The sequence below is a fragment of the Kocuria sp. BT304 genome (assembly GCF_003290245.1).
Lineage (GTDB): Bacteria > Actinomycetota > Actinomycetes > Actinomycetales > Micrococcaceae > Kocuria > Kocuria rhizophila_A.
In genome coordinates this window covers 2,608,857-2,624,063 of sequence record NZ_CP030039.1, presented here as the reverse complement: position 1 = coordinate 2,624,063, position 15,207 = coordinate 2,608,857, and the positions used below count along the sequence as shown (strand labels likewise).

The 15,207-nt window shown below is 71.9% G+C and carries 14 protein-coding genes; 8 read left to right on the top strand and 6 right to left on the bottom strand.

Annotation, left to right across the window (positions count from 1 at the left end; genetic code table 11):
- Positions 1-40: 40 nt before the first annotated feature.
- Positions 41-1,414 (bottom strand): CoA transferase, encoded by a 1,374-nt coding sequence (locus DNL27_RS11490; RefSeq protein ID WP_112235627.1) that lies wholly within the window; start codon positions 1,412-1,414, stop codon positions 41-43.
- A 33-nt stretch (positions 1,415-1,447) separates the two neighbouring features.
- On the opposite strand from DNL27_RS11490, the gene DNL27_RS11485 reads away from it, so the two are divergent.
- Positions 1,448-1,945: a MarR family winged helix-turn-helix transcriptional regulator gene (locus DNL27_RS11485; RefSeq protein WP_112235626.1), complete on the top strand. Its 498-nt coding sequence runs from the start codon at positions 1,448-1,450 to the stop codon at positions 1,943-1,945.
- 140 nt (positions 1,946-2,085) lie between these two features.
- On the opposite strand, the gene DNL27_RS11480 is transcribed toward DNL27_RS11485, so the two are convergent.
- A complete protein-coding gene (locus DNL27_RS11480) occupies positions 2,086-2,700 on the bottom strand; it encodes a malonic semialdehyde reductase (protein ID WP_112235625.1) in 615 nt (204 codons plus the stop codon).
- 127 nt (positions 2,701-2,827) lie between these two features.
- Between DNL27_RS11480 and DNL27_RS11475 the strand changes: the two genes are divergently transcribed.
- Together DNL27_RS11475 and DNL27_RS11470 are read left to right on the top strand one after the other, a co-directional pair.
- Complete coding sequence (locus tag DNL27_RS11475; protein WP_112235624.1) at positions 2,828-3,436, top strand: LysE/ArgO family amino acid transporter; 609 nt, start codon at positions 2,828-2,830, stop codon at positions 3,434-3,436.
- A gap of 51 nt (positions 3,437-3,487) precedes the next feature.
- Positions 3,488-4,723 (top strand): hypothetical protein, encoded by a 1,236-nt coding sequence (locus DNL27_RS11470; RefSeq protein ID WP_112235623.1) that lies wholly within the window; start codon positions 3,488-3,490, stop codon positions 4,721-4,723.
- Between the two features lie 228 nt (positions 4,724-4,951).
- Here DNL27_RS11470 and DNL27_RS11465 read toward each other — a convergent pair whose 3' ends face one another.
- Genes DNL27_RS11465 through DNL27_RS11455 form a run of 3 tightly spaced genes read right to left on the bottom strand, consistent with a single transcriptional unit; the run spans position 4,952 to position 8,712 of the window.
- Positions 4,952-6,496: a dihydrolipoamide acetyltransferase family protein gene (locus DNL27_RS11465; RefSeq protein ID WP_112235622.1), complete on the bottom strand. Its 1,545-nt coding sequence runs from the start codon at positions 6,494-6,496 to the stop codon at positions 4,952-4,954.
- 3 nt (positions 6,497-6,499) lie between these two features.
- Positions 6,500-7,510 carry an alpha-ketoacid dehydrogenase subunit beta gene (locus DNL27_RS11460; RefSeq protein WP_112235621.1) on the bottom strand — a complete coding sequence of 337 codons (1,011 nt, stop codon included), beginning with the start codon at positions 7,508-7,510 and terminating at the stop codon, positions 6,500-6,502.
- Positions 7,510-8,712: a thiamine pyrophosphate-dependent dehydrogenase E1 component subunit alpha gene (locus DNL27_RS11455; protein ID WP_112235620.1), complete on the bottom strand. Its 1,203-nt coding sequence runs from the start codon at positions 8,710-8,712 to the stop codon at positions 7,510-7,512. Before DNL27_RS11455 ends, DNL27_RS11460 begins: the two co-directional genes overlap by 1 nt.
- Positions 8,713-9,143: 431 nt before the next feature.
- On the opposite strand from DNL27_RS11455, the gene DNL27_RS11450 reads away from it, so the two are divergent.
- The 3 genes from DNL27_RS11450 (at position 9,144) to DNL27_RS11440 (ending at position 11,951) form a co-directional block, all read left to right on the top strand.
- Positions 9,144-9,599, top strand: a complete 456-nt coding sequence (locus DNL27_RS11450; protein WP_012399192.1) for an Lrp/AsnC family transcriptional regulator — start codon at positions 9,144-9,146, stop codon at positions 9,597-9,599.
- Between the two features lie 132 nt (positions 9,600-9,731).
- Positions 9,732-11,189, top strand: a complete 1,458-nt coding sequence (locus DNL27_RS11445; RefSeq protein ID WP_112235619.1) for a tryptophan-rich sensory protein — start codon at positions 9,732-9,734, stop codon at positions 11,187-11,189.
- Positions 11,190-11,288: 99 nt separating this feature from the next.
- On the top strand, positions 11,289-11,951 hold the full coding sequence (locus tag DNL27_RS11440) for a CPBP family intramembrane glutamic endopeptidase (protein WP_105590572.1): 663 nt from the start codon (positions 11,289-11,291) through the stop codon (positions 11,949-11,951).
- Between the two features lie 184 nt (positions 11,952-12,135).
- Here DNL27_RS11440 and DNL27_RS11435 read toward each other — a convergent pair whose 3' ends face one another.
- Entirely contained in the window at positions 12,136-12,831 is a 696-nt protein-coding gene (locus tag DNL27_RS11435; protein ID WP_112235618.1) for a TetR/AcrR family transcriptional regulator, read from the bottom strand.
- Between the two features lie 96 nt (positions 12,832-12,927).
- On the opposite strand from DNL27_RS11435, the gene DNL27_RS11430 reads away from it, so the two are divergent.
- Together DNL27_RS11430 and DNL27_RS11425 are read left to right on the top strand one after the other, a co-directional pair.
- Positions 12,928-14,502, top strand: coding sequence for a YhgE/Pip domain-containing protein (locus DNL27_RS11430; RefSeq protein WP_112235617.1), 1,575 nt, complete (start codon positions 12,928-12,930; stop codon positions 14,500-14,502).
- Between the two features lie 56 nt (positions 14,503-14,558).
- Positions 14,559-15,107, top strand: coding sequence for a DUF4870 domain-containing protein (locus tag DNL27_RS11425; protein WP_112235616.1), 549 nt, complete (start codon positions 14,559-14,561; stop codon positions 15,105-15,107).
- Positions 15,108-15,207: the final 100 nt, after the last annotated feature.

The following is a 15,207-nucleotide window of genomic DNA, read 5'->3' as shown; positions in this document are numbered from 1 at the left end:
ATGAACAGACAGGACGTGGCTGCGTTCCCTCATGGGCATGTCAGCATGCCGGAAGGGGCGGCAGGACCGGCGGTCGCCGCCCGTCGATCCGCACGGGGGCCGGCACACAGGTGACCTTTCCGTGCTCGGTGGTCAGCTCAACGGTCTCAGGTCTGGGGTCGGTGCTCGGGGAAGGATGGCTGCGCCCCGCGCCGCCCCCGCCGTCCAGCAGCACCCGCGCGGTGCGCTCCAGGGACAACCGGGCGTGCCCTGACCGCCCCGCGGCCAGCAAGGCACACGCTGCCGCGGCCATGCCGTATCCGGTGGCGTGATCCAGCGCCTGCACTGGCAGCGCACCCGGCCGCCAGAGCCCGGTGCCGTCCGTGGAGCCGTACCGGTGGGCGATCCCGGTGGCCGCCTGGACGATGCTGTCGAAGCCCCGCGTTCCGGCGCGTGGCCCGGTGGGCTCCCACGCACTGAGCTCCACGTGCACGAGGTGGGGGAACCGCTCACCAACGAGGGCGGCGTCGAGCCCCAACGCGGTGAGTGAGCCGGGGCGGTATCCGCTGAGCAGGACGTCCGCCTGGCCGAGCAGCGCCGCCAGGTCCGCAGCTGCGGTCGGGTCGTAGAGGTCCCGCGAGGCGCAGCGCACGCCAAGGTCGGTGTCCAGGTGCTGCCCCAGCAGCTCGGGAATGGCGGGTGGGTCGACGCGGATCACATCCGCGCCCAGTGCCGCCAGGAACTTCGCTGCGGTGGGGCCGGCAATCACCCGGGTCAGCGAGACCACTCGGACGCCGTGGAGGGGCAGAGGGACACCGGCCACGTGCGGGTGCACCGGTCGCCACGGATGGCCGTCCGGTCTGGGGGAGCGGTGGCGTCCACTGGTGTCCAGATCCCCAGCGAGGATGTGCAGCCACGGGCCGGGATCGGAGGGTGCCTCCCGCCGCCACTCGCTCTCACTCACCACACGGGCGGCCACACCTCCCTCTGCGACGATGCGGGACTCAGCGTCCCGGGAGGTGAGGCGAGCCAGTGCGGGCTCCAGCGCGTCGTCGTGGTCGATGCCCAGCGCGTGGAACAATCGTGCCCTGTGGTGCGGGTAGTTGGCGTGGGTGCGGAGCCACCCGTCTGCGGTGCGGAAGAAACCGGAGCACGGTGCGAAGCCGGGGACCGTACGGCCGCCGATACGCAGCTGGGAGACCGAGGCGAAGGCCGCCACGATTTCCGGCAGAGCCGCCGTGATCTCTACCGGTGACCGGCCGTTGGCCCCCGCGAGCTCCCGGGCGGACGCCGCAGCAAGCCCCACACTCGCCGCCGCGAGGGAGCGGACGTCCAGGGCACCGTTCCACCGGTCGTCGTGGCCGTGCACCGAGTCCATCGCCCTGTGGCTGAGGCCCGGTGCGAGCCCGTCTAGGGCCGTGAGGATCTCCCGCATGGGCGAATTCTAGGCCCCGTAGAATAGGACAGCATGGACACCTCCCGCGTCTCCGCCCCCGACGTCGACCGCACTCGGCTGCTCGAGAGCGCGGCTCGCCTGCGGGAGGTGCTGCGCCACGGTGTGTATTTCCTGCGCAGCATGGAAGGGTCCCGGCAGATCACCAGCCAGCAGATCAGCCTGTTGACTATGCTGTGCCCGGGCGGGGTGCGGATGACCACGATCGCCGCGAACCTCGGTGTCCGCACCCCCACCGCCACCCAGGGTGTGGACCGCCTGAGCAGGGCGGGTCTGGTGCGCCGCGATCCCGACCCCACGGACGCCCGCGCCGTGCTCGTGTCCCTCACACCCGCCGGGGAAGAGGTGCTCGCGCGCGAGGACGAGCGCCGCAACGGCTTCGTCGCGGACGTGCTCTCCACGTTGGACGCCCGGGAGGTCGCCGCGCTCGACGCCGCGCTGCCGGTCCTCGCCAAGCTCGCCACGGGAGACGGCGGGGCGGCCACGGGGACGGCAGGGACCAGCCGACAGTAGCGGGGCTCCTGGGACCACGTGGTCCGCGGGAGCGAGCGGCACGACGCCGCTGCGGACAGCGGAGGTGCGGACGGCCGGCGCCCGGGCAGCGGCGCTACGGCGACGGCCCGACTGGCGGGGCCCGGCGGCGTCGTGGCGGCTCAGATGGTCTCGGTGACGTCCTCCGCGGCGAAGCGCGGGTTGCGCTCGTAGCCCGGGGCCTGCGGACGGCCCAGGTTGACCGCCACGATGGAGCGCTTGCCCGTGCCCTCGAAGAATTCCCGGTCCACGGCGGGGGCGTCGAAGCCGGTCATCGGGCCCACAGCCAGCCCGGCGGCGCGGGCGGCGATGATGAAGTAGCCCACCTGGATGTGCGCGTTGGCCGTGCCGCTGGACATGCGCAGCTCCGCGTTCTCGTCGTACATGCCCTGCAGCTGCGGGGCCGCGGGGAGGAAGTCCGGGAAGCGGGTGTGCCAGTTCTCGTCGAAGGACAGGATGGCGGTCAGCGGCGCGTTGCGGGTCTTCTCCTGGTTGCCGCCGCTCATGTGCTGCACCAGGCGCTCGCGGGCCTCGGGGGACTCCACCCACGTGATGCGCAGGGGCTGGGAGTTGAATGCCGTGGGGCCCATCTTGGTGAGCTCGTAGATGGTGTGCTTCTGCTCAGCGGTCACGGGCTCGTCCGTGAAGTGGCTCGCGGTGCGGGCCGTGGTGAACAGGCGGTCGGCGTCCTCGGTGGTGATCTCAAGGGCCAGCTGCTCGATGGTGGCGGTGCTCATGGGGCGTCCTTCCGGGGAGTGCGGGCGACGTGAGCGCCCGAAGTAATTTCCGTGGAAACCATACGCCGATCCGGTGCCGCCCGCGAGCGGATGTCGGCAACGTCACGCCGGGCTGTAGGTTGTCGTGGTGACTTCTGCGTTTCTTCCCGGACTGGTGACCGGGCTCGCCCTGATCGTGGCCATCGGCGCCCAGAACGCGTTCGTGCTGCGCCAGGGCATCCGCCGCGAGCACGTGGGCGCGGTGGTGGCCATCTGCATCGTCTCGGACATCTTCTTGATCGGGTTGGGCACCGCGGGGATCGGGGTGCTCATCGAGCGGGTGCCGTGGCTGCTCAACGCCTTCCGCTGGGCGGGGGTCGTGTACCTCGCGGTGTTCGCGGTGATGTCCTTCAGGTCGGCGCTGAAACCCCAGACCATGGATGCCGCGGGCACCGGGGCGGGGTCGCGGCGCGGGGTGGTCCTCGCGACGCTCGCGTTCACGTGGCTCAACCCCCACGCCTATCTCGACGCCGTGCTCATCCTGGGCAACCTGGCCAACCAGCACGGCGAGCAGCGCTGGATCTTCGCGGGCGGTGCGTTCACGGGCTCGGTCATCTGGTTCACGGCCCTGGGCGCCGGTGCGCGGGCGCTGTCCCACGTGCTGAACACCCCGCTGACGTGGCGGATCGTGGACGTGGGCGTGGGCCTGGTGATGCTGTTCATCGCGGTGCAGCTGGCGCTGATGCCCGCGATCTGAAGCCGGCGGCGGGTGATCCGGCCCACCGGGGGCATGTGCTGAAATGGACCTATGACGCCCACCTCCTCGTACACCAGCAGTGGAACCGGGCGCAGGTCCCAGGAGTTCACCCCCGCCACTGCGGTGCGCGGGTTCCTGGAGCACTCCCGGCGCCGGGCCGCGGACCTCAGCCCTGGCTACGAGCGCGTGTGGGCACGGGTCGCGGAGGTCACCTACGCCGCGGAGGGGCTGCAGCAGGACTTCGTGATGGCCGCGGTGGAGGCCTACCCGGCGCGTCCCACGCGCCCGGTGCTCAACGCCGTGGCGGCGGGTTTCGAGCTGCTCAACACCGCCCTGCTGCTGCGCGGCGAGGGCGTGAGCCCCGGAACGGCGATCGCGGCGGCGTCGTCGGACGCACCGCACGCGGCGGCTCCCGGCCCGGACCGCACGCCACGCGAGGACGCCGTGGCGGGCAACGCTCCCGCCGGGACCACGGCCCCGGGCGGCACGCACTCGGCGGGCACCGACCCTGCGGGCGCGGAACCGGTGGGCTCCGATCAGGTGGGCCCCGGCCGCCCCGCTGCGGACGCGCCGGACCGGGAGCGGCAGAGCCCCGAGGACCCGGTCCACTACACGTCGCTCGCGAGCGAACTTGCCCTGGCCGCCGCCTACCGCATGGTGGCCACGTCCCACGCGCCGGAGACGCGGCTCATCAAACTCCTGGAGATCCTGGACCACTCCGTGTTCCACGCCGCCGCGGGGGAGCGCATCCTGGGGGAGCTCACGCAGCGTGCGGCCACCGTCTCGCACGGTGAGGTGCTGGAGACCCTGCGCATCGGCAGCGCCGTGCCCTGCTACGAGGCGCCGCTGCGCGCGGGCGCCGTGCTGGGTGGGGCGCCCACCGCGCACGTCAACGCCCTGGCGGACACCGGACGCGCCCTGGGCATGGCGCACGGGCTCGCGAAGGAGCTGCGCCTCGCGGCCCACACGCAGGGTGGCCACGGAGCCCGCGAGCTGCTGCGCGCGGACCGGCCCACGGTTCTCGGCACGTTCGTGGCCTCCGGCCCCCACGGCCCCGCGTGGCGCTCCCTGTGCGAGCGCGCGGCGGAGGGCACCCTCACGGACGACGACGCCGTTCACGCCCACCAGCTGCTCGAGCGCTCCGGTTCCGTGCGCGCCGTCGCCCGCATGATGGGCACCGCCCGCACCCGCTCCGAGCACGCGATGGCCGGAGGGGGCCTGCCCCCGGCCCTGGTGGAGCGCCTGCGGGCGTGGGCGGAGCGGGAACTGGGTTCCGCCGCGACCTGACCCCGCGGGGTGCCCGTGGTCCACGGGACGGTTTCTTGTCACCGGGTGTGCCTCGTGACTAGGGCCCCCCCGCAGGACAGACCCGGCACACGGCCCCGGAGCGCGGCCCCGGAAAACGGCTCCGGAACACGGCGACGGCGCCCGGGCCGAAGCCCGGGCGCCGTCGCGCCCCCCTCCGCGCAAACCGGTGGCCGGCGCGCGGTCGATGTCCCCTGGGACCCGAACGGGTCAGATCTGCGTGAGCGCCCCCACGGGGTTCTCGATGCAGTCCGCCACGAAGCGGATGAAGCCGCCGGCCGCGCCGCCGTCGCACACCCGGTGGTCGAAGGCGATGGTCACGGTGGTGACCTTGCGGACGGCCAGCTCACCGTCCACCACCCACGGCTTGTCGATGATCCGCCCGATGCCCAGGATCGCGGCCTCGGGGTGGTTGATGATCGGGGTGGCGCCGTCTGTGCCGAACACGCCGTAGTTGTTCAGCGTGAACGTGGAGCCGCTCAGCTGGGCGGGGCTGGCCTTGCCGGAGCGAGCCACCTGGATGATCTCCCGCATGGCGCCGGTCAGCTCCATGGCGCTGAGCTGGTCCGCGTTGCGCAGATTCGGCACCATGAGTCCGCGCTCGGACTCCACCGCGAGGCCCAGGTTCACGCCCTGCAGGCGGGTGATGGTCCGGGAGCCGTCCTCGGCGGTGTCCACGCGGGCGTTGAGCTGCGGGAACTTCCGCAGCCCGGCCACGGTGAACCGGGCGATCAGCGCGAGCAAGCTCGGCGTGTTCTCCGGATCCTTGGCCTTGAGCTCGGAGCGCAGCTTCAGCAGCTCGGTGGCGTCCACGTCCACCCACACGGTGGCCTCCGGGATCTCCGTGCGGGAGCGGGTCATGGCGTCCGCAATGGTCTTGCGCACACCCTTGACGGGCTCCTGCGACGCGATCGGCAGCCCGGTGCGGGAGTCGGGCCCGGCGGCCGCCGGGGACGACGCCGCCGCGGCACCACCCTGGGGTGCCGCACCTCCCGCGGCGCTCAGGCCGGCGGGGGCGGGAGCCGCGGGCTCCGCGGCGGAGAGGCCCGTGGGGGCCGGCCCGGCGGCGTCGGCGCGCATCCGCTGGTCGTCCACCTGGTCGATGGCCGCGAGGACGTCCTTGCGCATGATCAGACCGCCGGGGCCGGTGCCCTGGAGGGCGGCGATGTCCACGCCGTGCTCCCGGGCGAGCTTGCGCACGAGCGGGGAGATCACGGTGGGGGCCAGGCGCGGGGCCTCGGCGAGCGCCTCGTGGGTCTGCCCGGCGGCGTCGGCACCGGCACCGCGCTTGCGGCGGCGTCGGCGGGACGAGGACGCGGCGGAGGTGCCGTAGCCAATCAGCACGTTGCCGGAGGACTCCTCGTCCTCACCTGCGGTGGGATCGGCTTCGTCCACGGACAGCTCGGCCGAGGGCGTGGTGCCCGCGAGCTCCTCCTCGCGGTAGCTCGCGCCGTGCTCGGCGCCGGGCGCGTCCGCGTCCGTCTCGGAGCCGGCGGGGGCCTCGGGGGACTCCACGCCGTCGGAGATGGAGATCAGCGGCTGGTCCACCAGCATGGTGTCCCCCTCCGCGCCGTGCAGCTTGTGGACCACGCCCTCGAACGGGGTGGGCACCTCCACGGCGGACTTGGCGGTCTCCACTTCCACGATGGGCTGGTCCATGGTGACGGTGTCACCCTCGGCCACGAGCCAGCGGAGGATGTCCGCCTCGGTGAGCCCCTCGCCCAGGTCGGGCAGGTTGAACACATTGATGCTCACGGGTCAGTCCTCCCACTGCAGGTCGTCCAGGGCATCCAGGATGCGCTCGGAACTCGGGATGTGGTGGTGCTCGAAGGACGGTGAGGGGTAGGGGATGTCGAATCCCGTGACCCGCAGCACCGGCGCGGCGAGCGAGTGGAAGCAGCGCTCCTGGGTGCGCGCGGCGATCTCCGAGGCCACGGACGCGAAGCCCTGGGACTCGGCCACCACCACGGCGCGCCCGGTGCGGCGCACGGAGGCGGCCACGGTCTCGTCGTCGTAGGGCACCACGGAGCCGAGGTCGATGACCTCCACGGACATGCCGTCCTTCGCGGCCTCCTCGGCCGCGGCCAGGCACACCGGCACGGACGGGCCGTAGGAGATCAGGGTTGCGTCACTGCCCTCACGGGCGACGACGGCGTGGCCCTCGCGCTTGGGCAGGTTCCCGTTCTCGTACTGCTCGCGCAGCTCCTCCAGGTCCACCTGCGCGGTGGACCAGTACAGCCGCTTGGGCTCGAAGAACACCACGGGGTCCGGGGAGTCGATGGCCTCGCGCAGCATCACGTACGCGTCCGTCACCGAGGCCGGGGTGAAGACCTTCAGCCCGGGGGTGTGCGCGTAGTAGGACTCGGAGGAGTCGCAGTGGTGCTCCACGCCGCCCACGCCGCCGCCGTAGGGGATGCGGATGACCAGGGGCATGCTCAGCTTGCCCCGGGTGCGGTTGTGCATCTTGGCCACGTGCGAGGCCACCTGCTCGAACGCGGGGTACGCGAACGCGTCGAACTGCATCTCCGCCACGGGGCGCATGCCGTTCATGGCCATGCCCACCGCGGTGCCGATGATCCCGGACTCCGCGAGCGGGGTGTCGAAGCAGCGCTCGCGGCCGAAGCGCGCGGTCAGCCCGTCGGTGATGCGGAAGACGCCGCCGAGGGTGCCCACGTCCTCACCGAAGACCACGACCTCCCGGGAGGCCTCCATGGCGTCCGCGAGCGCGGTGTTCAGCGCTTTGGCGAAACTGGTTTTCGAAGCGCTCATCACGCCTCCTCTCGGGAGAGCTCGTCCGCGAGCTGGGCGCCCTGCTCGCGCAGCTGGGGGGTGGGTTCGTGGTACACGAAGCGGAACAGGTCCTGCGGGTCCAGCTCCGGCTTGGAGGACATCGCCTCGCGCAGCCGCTTGGCCATGGCCTCGGCGTGCCCGGAGATCTTCCCGGTGGCGTCCTCGTCCAGGGCGCCCTGGTCCTCGAGGTAGCGCTGCATGCGGGTGATCGGGTCCTTGGCCACCCACTCGCTGACCTCGTCGCGCTCGCGGTAGCGGGTGTCGTCGTCCGCGTTGGTGTGCGCCTGCATGCGGTAGGTCATGGCCTCCACGAGCAGCGGACCGCCGCCCTGGCGGCACAGCTCGATGCCGCGCCCCAGCACGGAGAGCATGGCCGCGAGGTCGTTTCCGTCCACGCGCTCACTGGCCATGCCGTAGCCCACGCCCTTGTGGGCCAGGGACGGCGCGCGCGTCTGCGAGGACAGCGGCACGGAGATCGCGTAGCCGTTGTTCTGCACCAGGAACAGCACGGGCAGCTGGAACACGGCGGCGAAGTTCAGGGCCTCGTGGAAGTCCCCCTCCGACGTCGCCCCGTCGCCGCACATGGCCAGCGTCACCGTGTTCTCGCCGCGCAGCTTGGCGGCGTGGGCCACGCCCACGGCGTGCAGCAGCTGGGTGGTGAGCGGGGTGGCCTGGATGGAGACCTTGTACTTCTTGGGGTCGTAGCCGCCGTGCCAGTCACCGCGGTAGGTGCTCATGACCTCCAGCGGGTCCACGCCGCGGGACATCACGGCCACGGAGTCGCGGTACGTGGGGAACAGCCAGTCGTCGTCCTCGAGGCACAGGGCGGCGGCCACCTGGCACGCCTCCTGACCGTGGCTGGACGGGTACACGGCCATGCGGCCCTGGCGCACCAGCGCCATGTTCTGGTCGTTGATGCGACGGCCCACCACGAGCTTCTCGTAGGCGTTGAGCAGCCGCTCGGTGTCCGGCATGGGGTACTCGTGGCCGGGCTCCTGGCCCTGCTCGGACTCGGGGACGGCGGTGCCGTCCGGGTTGAGCAGACGGATCTCCTTGCTCGCGGGCAGCATGTACTGCTCGGGGGTGATCCCGAAGTTCTTCGAGGCCTCCACCGCCGGATTCACGGGCGGGGTGGGCTCCCGGGTGGCGGACTCGCCACCTGCGGGGGTGGGCTCGCTCATGGTGCGTCCCTTTCTTCTCTGGGTGGAACTCGGTGGTGTCGCGGCGGCCGTGGGCAGGATCGAACGGCGTCGTGCCGGACACGTCGTCCGGTCAGTATGGGCAATTCGGGCGCTCCGTCTCCACACCGGGGGGAATCCGTGGACGGTACAGTGGCAGAAAGGCTGTGGCGTGGACGAATTGTCTGCGAGTGACGGGCGCCATGCTAAAATGTCTTGCACGTCACACCGGGACGGCCGGTCCCGTGGGGCCGCCCCGCGCGCACCGGCCCCGGACCGGGGGCGGTGCCGACGCGAGCGGCCCCGGGAACGGACGGTGCGGCGTCGTCATCGGGTGCTGCGGCGCGGGCCGTGGAAGGGACGACGGCGCAGGGTGCCGCCCGGCGGCGTCGTCGCCGTGACAGGGCCGGACGGTGACGGGAAGGGTGGAGCGGATGGCGCAGAGCAAGCGCGTGGAGCTGGACGAGACGGACCGGCGGATCCTGGACGAGCTCACGCGGGACGCGCGGCAGTCCGTCACGGCGCTCGCGGCCAAGGTGCACATCTCACGTGCCCACGCGTACGAGCGGATCCGCCGGCTGCACGAGCAGGGCGTGGTGCTGCGCTACACCGCCGTGATCGACCCCGCCAAGGCGGGCCTGGAGGCCTCCGCGTACGTGACGCTGCGCCTGAAGCAGAACACGTGGGACACCCTGGGGCCCAAGCTGCGCCGGATCCCGCAGGTGCAGCACGTGGCGCTGGTGGGCGGCACGTTCGACGTGATGCTGCTGGTGCGTGCGCGGGGCACGGCGGAGCTGCGGGACGTGATCTTCGAGCGCATCCAGCCCATGCCCGAGGTGGTGGACACGCAGACGTTCCTGATCTTCGAGGACGTGGACGTGGGCGGCTGAGCACGTGACGTCCCGCCGCGGGCCCGTGGCCCAACCCCTCAGCACGCTGACATACTGGCACCGACAACGGCGGTGCGGCACCGCCTCCGGGTCACCCACCCGGCCACGACACGGACGATGCGGGGACGACACATGAGTGAGAACGCACGGCTGGCACTCGTCACGGGCGCCACGGGCTACATCGGCGGCCAGGTGGCCCAGGAGCTGCTGCGCCGGGGCTGGCGGGTGCGCCTGCTCAGCCGCAGCGCGGAGAAGGTGCGCAACCTGCCCTGGGGGGACAGCGTCGTCGCCGAGGGGCGCTCCGCCGGACCCGGTGAGGCCGAGGTGGTGGAGGGCAACGCCTCCGAGGCGGCGGACGTCTCCCGCGCCCTGCAGGACGTGGACGTCGCGTGGTACCTGCTGCACTCCATGGGCGATTCCAAGGACTTCGTGCACGAAGAGGTGGAGATGGCCCGGACCTTCGGCGCCGCCGCGCACGAGGCCCACGTGCAGCGCATCGTGTACCTGGGCGGGCTGCACCCGGAGGACGAGCCGGTCGAGGAGCTCTCCGACCACCTGCGCTCCCGCGTGGAGGTGGGCCGGGCGCTCATGGACTCCGGGGTGCCCACCGCCGCGCTGCAGACCGGTGTGGTGATCGGGGACGAGTCCTCCTCCTTCATCATGATCCGCCACCTCGCGGAGCGGCTGCCCGGTGCGATCGCGCCCCAGTGGGTGCGCAACCGCATCCAGCCGATCGCGGTGGCGGACGTGGTGCACTACCTGGTGGGCGCGGCGGACCTGCCCGCGGACGTGAACCGCACGTTCGACGTGGGCGGGCCCGAGTCCATCGAGTACGCGGACATGCTGGACCAGTACTCCCGCGCCGTGGGCAAGGGCCCGCGGTTCATGATCACCGCCCCCGTGACCACCGCGGAGCTCGCGGCCAACTGGATCGGGATGGTGACCCCCATCGACACCAAGCTCGCCCGACCCCTCGTGGGCAGCCTGCAGCACGACACCGTGATCCACGAGCGGGACCTCGACGACTACATCGGGGCGCCCCCGGGCGGGCACACCCCGTTTGCGGACGCGGTGCGGGCCGCCGTCACGGACCTGGACCTCAACCGCTGGCGCCGCGTGTTCCTCTCCACCGTGGCGGCCGTCGCGGCCACGGCCACGGTGGGCACGCTCGCGAGCGACCCCGGCTCCCGGTGGTACGAGAAGCTGCGCAAGCCGCGCTTCCAGCCCCCGGGCTGGGTGTTCCCCGTGGCGTGGACCGCGCTGTACGCGGACATCGCCGCCATGGGCTCGCTGTCCATCGCGGACCTCGGGGAGGAGGGCCGCACCGCCGAGCAGCGTGCCTACATCGCCGCACTCGGGGTGAACCTGGCGCTCAACGCCGGGTGGAGCGTGCTGTTCTTCCACCGCAAGCAGCTGCGGGCGGCCTCCGTGGAGTCCGTGCTGCTGGCGGTGAGCAGCGCAGACCTCGTGCGCCGCAGCGCCAGGGTCTCGCGGGAGAAGGGCGTGGCCCTCAGTCCGTACGCCGGGTGGACCGCCTTCGCCTCGGTGCTCTCCACCACCATCAGCGTGCTCAACCCGCGCCGCAAGTAGCCCGGGCGGCGCGGCGGGCGCCGCACCGGGTGCCGGAGCGCGGCCCCCGCGCCTCGAACGTCCCCGGCGGTGCCTACCGCCGGATGGAAAGGAACCTCGGTGAGTCAACATCGGGTCAGCCCCTACGGGGACACCACGGCAGCCACCCGCAAGCGCACGGTGTGGGTGGTGGCCGCCACCGGCGTGGTGGCCGCGGTCTGCCTCGCGTGGTCCCTGCGCATCCCCGCGGGGGACCCGTGGTTCTACCCCGCCACGTTCATCCTCGCGGGGGTGTACATCGCGGGAAGCTCCGCGGCCATCCGCATGACGGGTGAGCGCCTGCCCTGGAAGGTCACCCCGCGGGGCATGCGGGACGCCGTGCTGGGCGGGATCGTGCTCGCCGTGATCTTCGTGGCCGGCGGGTTCATGGTGCGGTTCATCCCGTTCCTGGGCGAGCCGGTGCACGAGCTGCTGAACCACGCCCGCGTGGGCAGCCTGTTCATGGTGGCCCTGACCACCGCGGTCAACGGCGTGGCCGAGGAGACCTACTACCGCGGGGCCCTGTGGCGGGTGCTGCCCCGCGGCCGGCGGATCCTGGTCACCACCATTGCCTACACCGCCGTGACCTCGCTCGTGGGCATCCCGCTGCTCGCCTTTGCCGCCGCGGCGCTCGGTGCCTTCGTGGGCTACCTGCGCGAGCGCACCCGCTCGCTCGTGCCCCCGATCGTGGCGCACCTGGTGTGGTCCCTGACCATGCTCTTCGTCCTGCCGTACGTGGTCTGACGGGCATGACGCCGCACGGCACCGCATCCGGGCACGTCCCGGCCCGCCGCGGGCGCGCTGGCGCCCGGGGTGCCTGCCGCGCGTGGTGGGCCACGACGGCGCCCCGTGCGGGACCCGCGACCCGGGCCGCCGGGTGGCCCCGCGGCGGCGTCGTCGTCGGGGCGTGGAACGGGAACCCTGGCGCTCAGGCGGGGCGCGTGAAGGCCAGCCACATGGTGGGGATCACCTGCTGCGCGCCGTGCCCGGAGCCACCCATGGCCATGTGGTCCGTGAGCTGACCCGAGTAGCTGGTGAGCAGCATGCGGGCCACGTCACCGGGGGAGACCAGGAACTCCAGGTGCTGGGTCTCGGCGACCCGCACGAGGGCCTGCTCGATGGCGTGGTAGACCCGGGCGCGGATAGGCGCCATCTGCTGGCGCACCTCCGGGGAGCGGAACGCCGCGATGGACAGTTCCACGCGCAGCGCCTGCTGGTTCACATTGGCCACCTGGTCCGTGACCCCCTCGATGATGCGGGTGACCACGTCCTCCACGTCCAGCCCTGAACCGAGCCAGTGGTCCAGCTCGGTGCCGAGGGTCTCCACGAGCTGCATGGCGAGGTCGTCGAACGCGAGGATCGCGAGCTCCCGCTTGGACTCGAAGTTGGAGTAGAACGCACCGCGCGTGAAACCGGCGGCCGCGCAGAGGTCGTTCACGGAGGCGCCGTCGATGCCCTGCTGCGCGAAGACGGCCGGGGCGCTGCGGATCAGCTTGAGCCGCGTGGCGCTGCGGGAACGCCTGTCCCGCGCGGCCTGCTGTGTGGCAGGGTCACTCGTGAGGGGCTGCGGGCCCCCCGCGAGGTCCGCAGCGGGTGCGCCAGGTGTCTCTGTCTGGTTGCTCACGTATCCATCGCCTCGTCTTCACATCTCGATACATCAGTGTATCGTGATCAGAAACCCCCAAGACACGTCGTGCATTCCCTGCGCCAGGAGAAACCTGTGACACCCAAACACGCTCCCGCCCACTCCTTCCGGGCCCGACTCGGCCGGCCGTTCGGCCAGCTCGGGTTCTGGCTGCTGCCCATGCTGGCGATCATCGCCGTGGGCGTGATCGGCACCGCCCTCTACCTGGGAGGCCTGTCCAGCCCGGACAAGCACTTCAAGGAGTTCCCCATTGCCGTGATCAACCAGGACAAGGGCGCCGAGGTGCCCCAGGCCGACGGCAAGGCCACCCAGGAGAACCTGGGCAAGGACCTCGTCCAGAAGTTCGCGGACAAGGCCGCCGAGGAGGACAAGATCGACCTCCGCCAGCTCAGCATGGACGAGGCCAAGGAGCAGCTGGACCGCGGTGAGCTCTACGCCGCCGTGGTGGTGCCCGAGTCCTTCTCCGAGGACACCGTGAGCCTCATCGAGGGCTCCCTCACCCGCGGCAACGCCGCACGCCCCGAGGTCACCCTCTACACGGACCCGCAGGCCGGCTCCCTGGGCACCCGACTGGCCACGGGCGCCGTGGAGCCCGGCGTGCGCGAGGCCAGCAAGAAGCTCGGCGAGCAGCTCACGGAGTCCGTGGCACCCGCCGAGGACCAGGCCTACAACCAGGTGCTCCAGCAGCTGCAGCAGTCCCAGCAGCAGCAGTCCCAGCAGCTCCAGCGCCAGGCGGCGCAGGGCGGGCCCGAGGTCCAGCAGTTCGCCCAGCAGGTGCAGAAGTCCCAGGAGGGCTCCGCCGAGCAGATCGCCAAGGAGCTCTCGCCCACCGTCAGCTCGGTGGCCAAGGACACCCTCAAGGACCCCGTGGACATGGTGTCCAAGGCATACAACGACCTCCCCGAGGGCACCGCCCTGGGCATGAGCGCGTTCTACTACTCGATCCTGCTGCTGGTGGTCGGCTTCTCCGGCTCCGTGGCGCTGAACCTGCTCATGGACGCCCGCATGGGCATGGCCCCGTTCGAGATGGGTCCGTTCTTCAAGGACTACGAGCGGGCCGTGCTGCCCCGCCCCGTAGGCTTCCTCATGAAGTGGCTGACGTTCGTGGTCGCGGCCGCCCCGGCCTCCGCGCTCATGATGTGGGTGGCGTCCGCGGTGGGCATGCCCGTGCCCCACGGGTTCCTCGTGTTCCTGCTCGGCTGGCTCGCGATGTCCACCGTCTCGGCCATCGTGCTGGCCCTGATCTCCGTGGGCGGCAGCGTGGGCATGCTGCTGTGCCTGGTGTACCTGGTGTTCATGGGCCTGCCCTCGGCCGGCGCCGTGGTGCCGCTCGAGGCGGTCCCCGGCTTCTTCCGGGCCATCGCCCCGATCGAGCCCCTGCACCACATCTTCACGTCCGTGCGCTCCGCGCTGTTCTTCGACGCCATTCCGGAGGCCGGGCTGACCACCGGGCTCATCGGGCTGTTCGTGATGCTCGCGGTTGCGCTGCTCGTGGGTGTGCTCGGCGGCTGGGGCTACGACAAGTGGGTGGGTCTGCGCGGTTCCGACGGCGCCGCCAAGCACAGCGCCGAGGCGCCCGTGCCCGCCGGTGAGAAACCCCTCTCCAAGACTGCGGATAACCCCTCCGTGCCGGACGGCGCGTCCGCCTAGGCTGGAGTCAGGGCACGACCAGAGAGCCTCCCCGGCTCGGACACCACGGAGATGACATGAGCTACGAACCGCAGCAACCGCGTCCCGACTACCGCTCGCAGGGCCCCACGGGCCCCGGTGGGCCCGACCCCCGCGGTCAGCAGCCCCCGCAGGGCGGCGGCTACGGGCAGGGCCCCCACGGCCAGCAGTACGCGCAGGGCGGGCCGTACGCCCAGGGCCCGGACGGCTACCGCACGGGCTCCTCGGGGCCCCGGGACGACGAGCGCACGGTGGCCGTGCTGACCCACCTGGCCGGGCCGATCGCCGCGATCGTCTCCGTGGGTTGGCTCGGCTTCCTGGGCCCGCTCATCGTGTGGTTCATCTACAAGGACAAGAGCCCGTTCCTGCGCACGGCCGCCGCGGGCGCGTTCAACTTCAACGTGACCATGTGGCTCGTCAACCTGGTGGGCTGGGTCCTGCTGTTCACGGTGATCCTGGCGCCCATCGGCATCCTGCTGATCGCGGTCTACTGGGTCATGCTCTTCGTGTGCCACATCATGGCCGCGATCAAGGCCAGCCGCGGGGACGTCTACCGCTACCCCATGCAGCTGCCCATCCTGCGCTGATCCGACGCCGCCCGCTCACCCCGAGCGCGAGCGTTTCCTCCACCACGAACCGCCCGGGCGGGAGCCGACACGGCTCCTCCGGGCGGTTCGTGCATGTGCG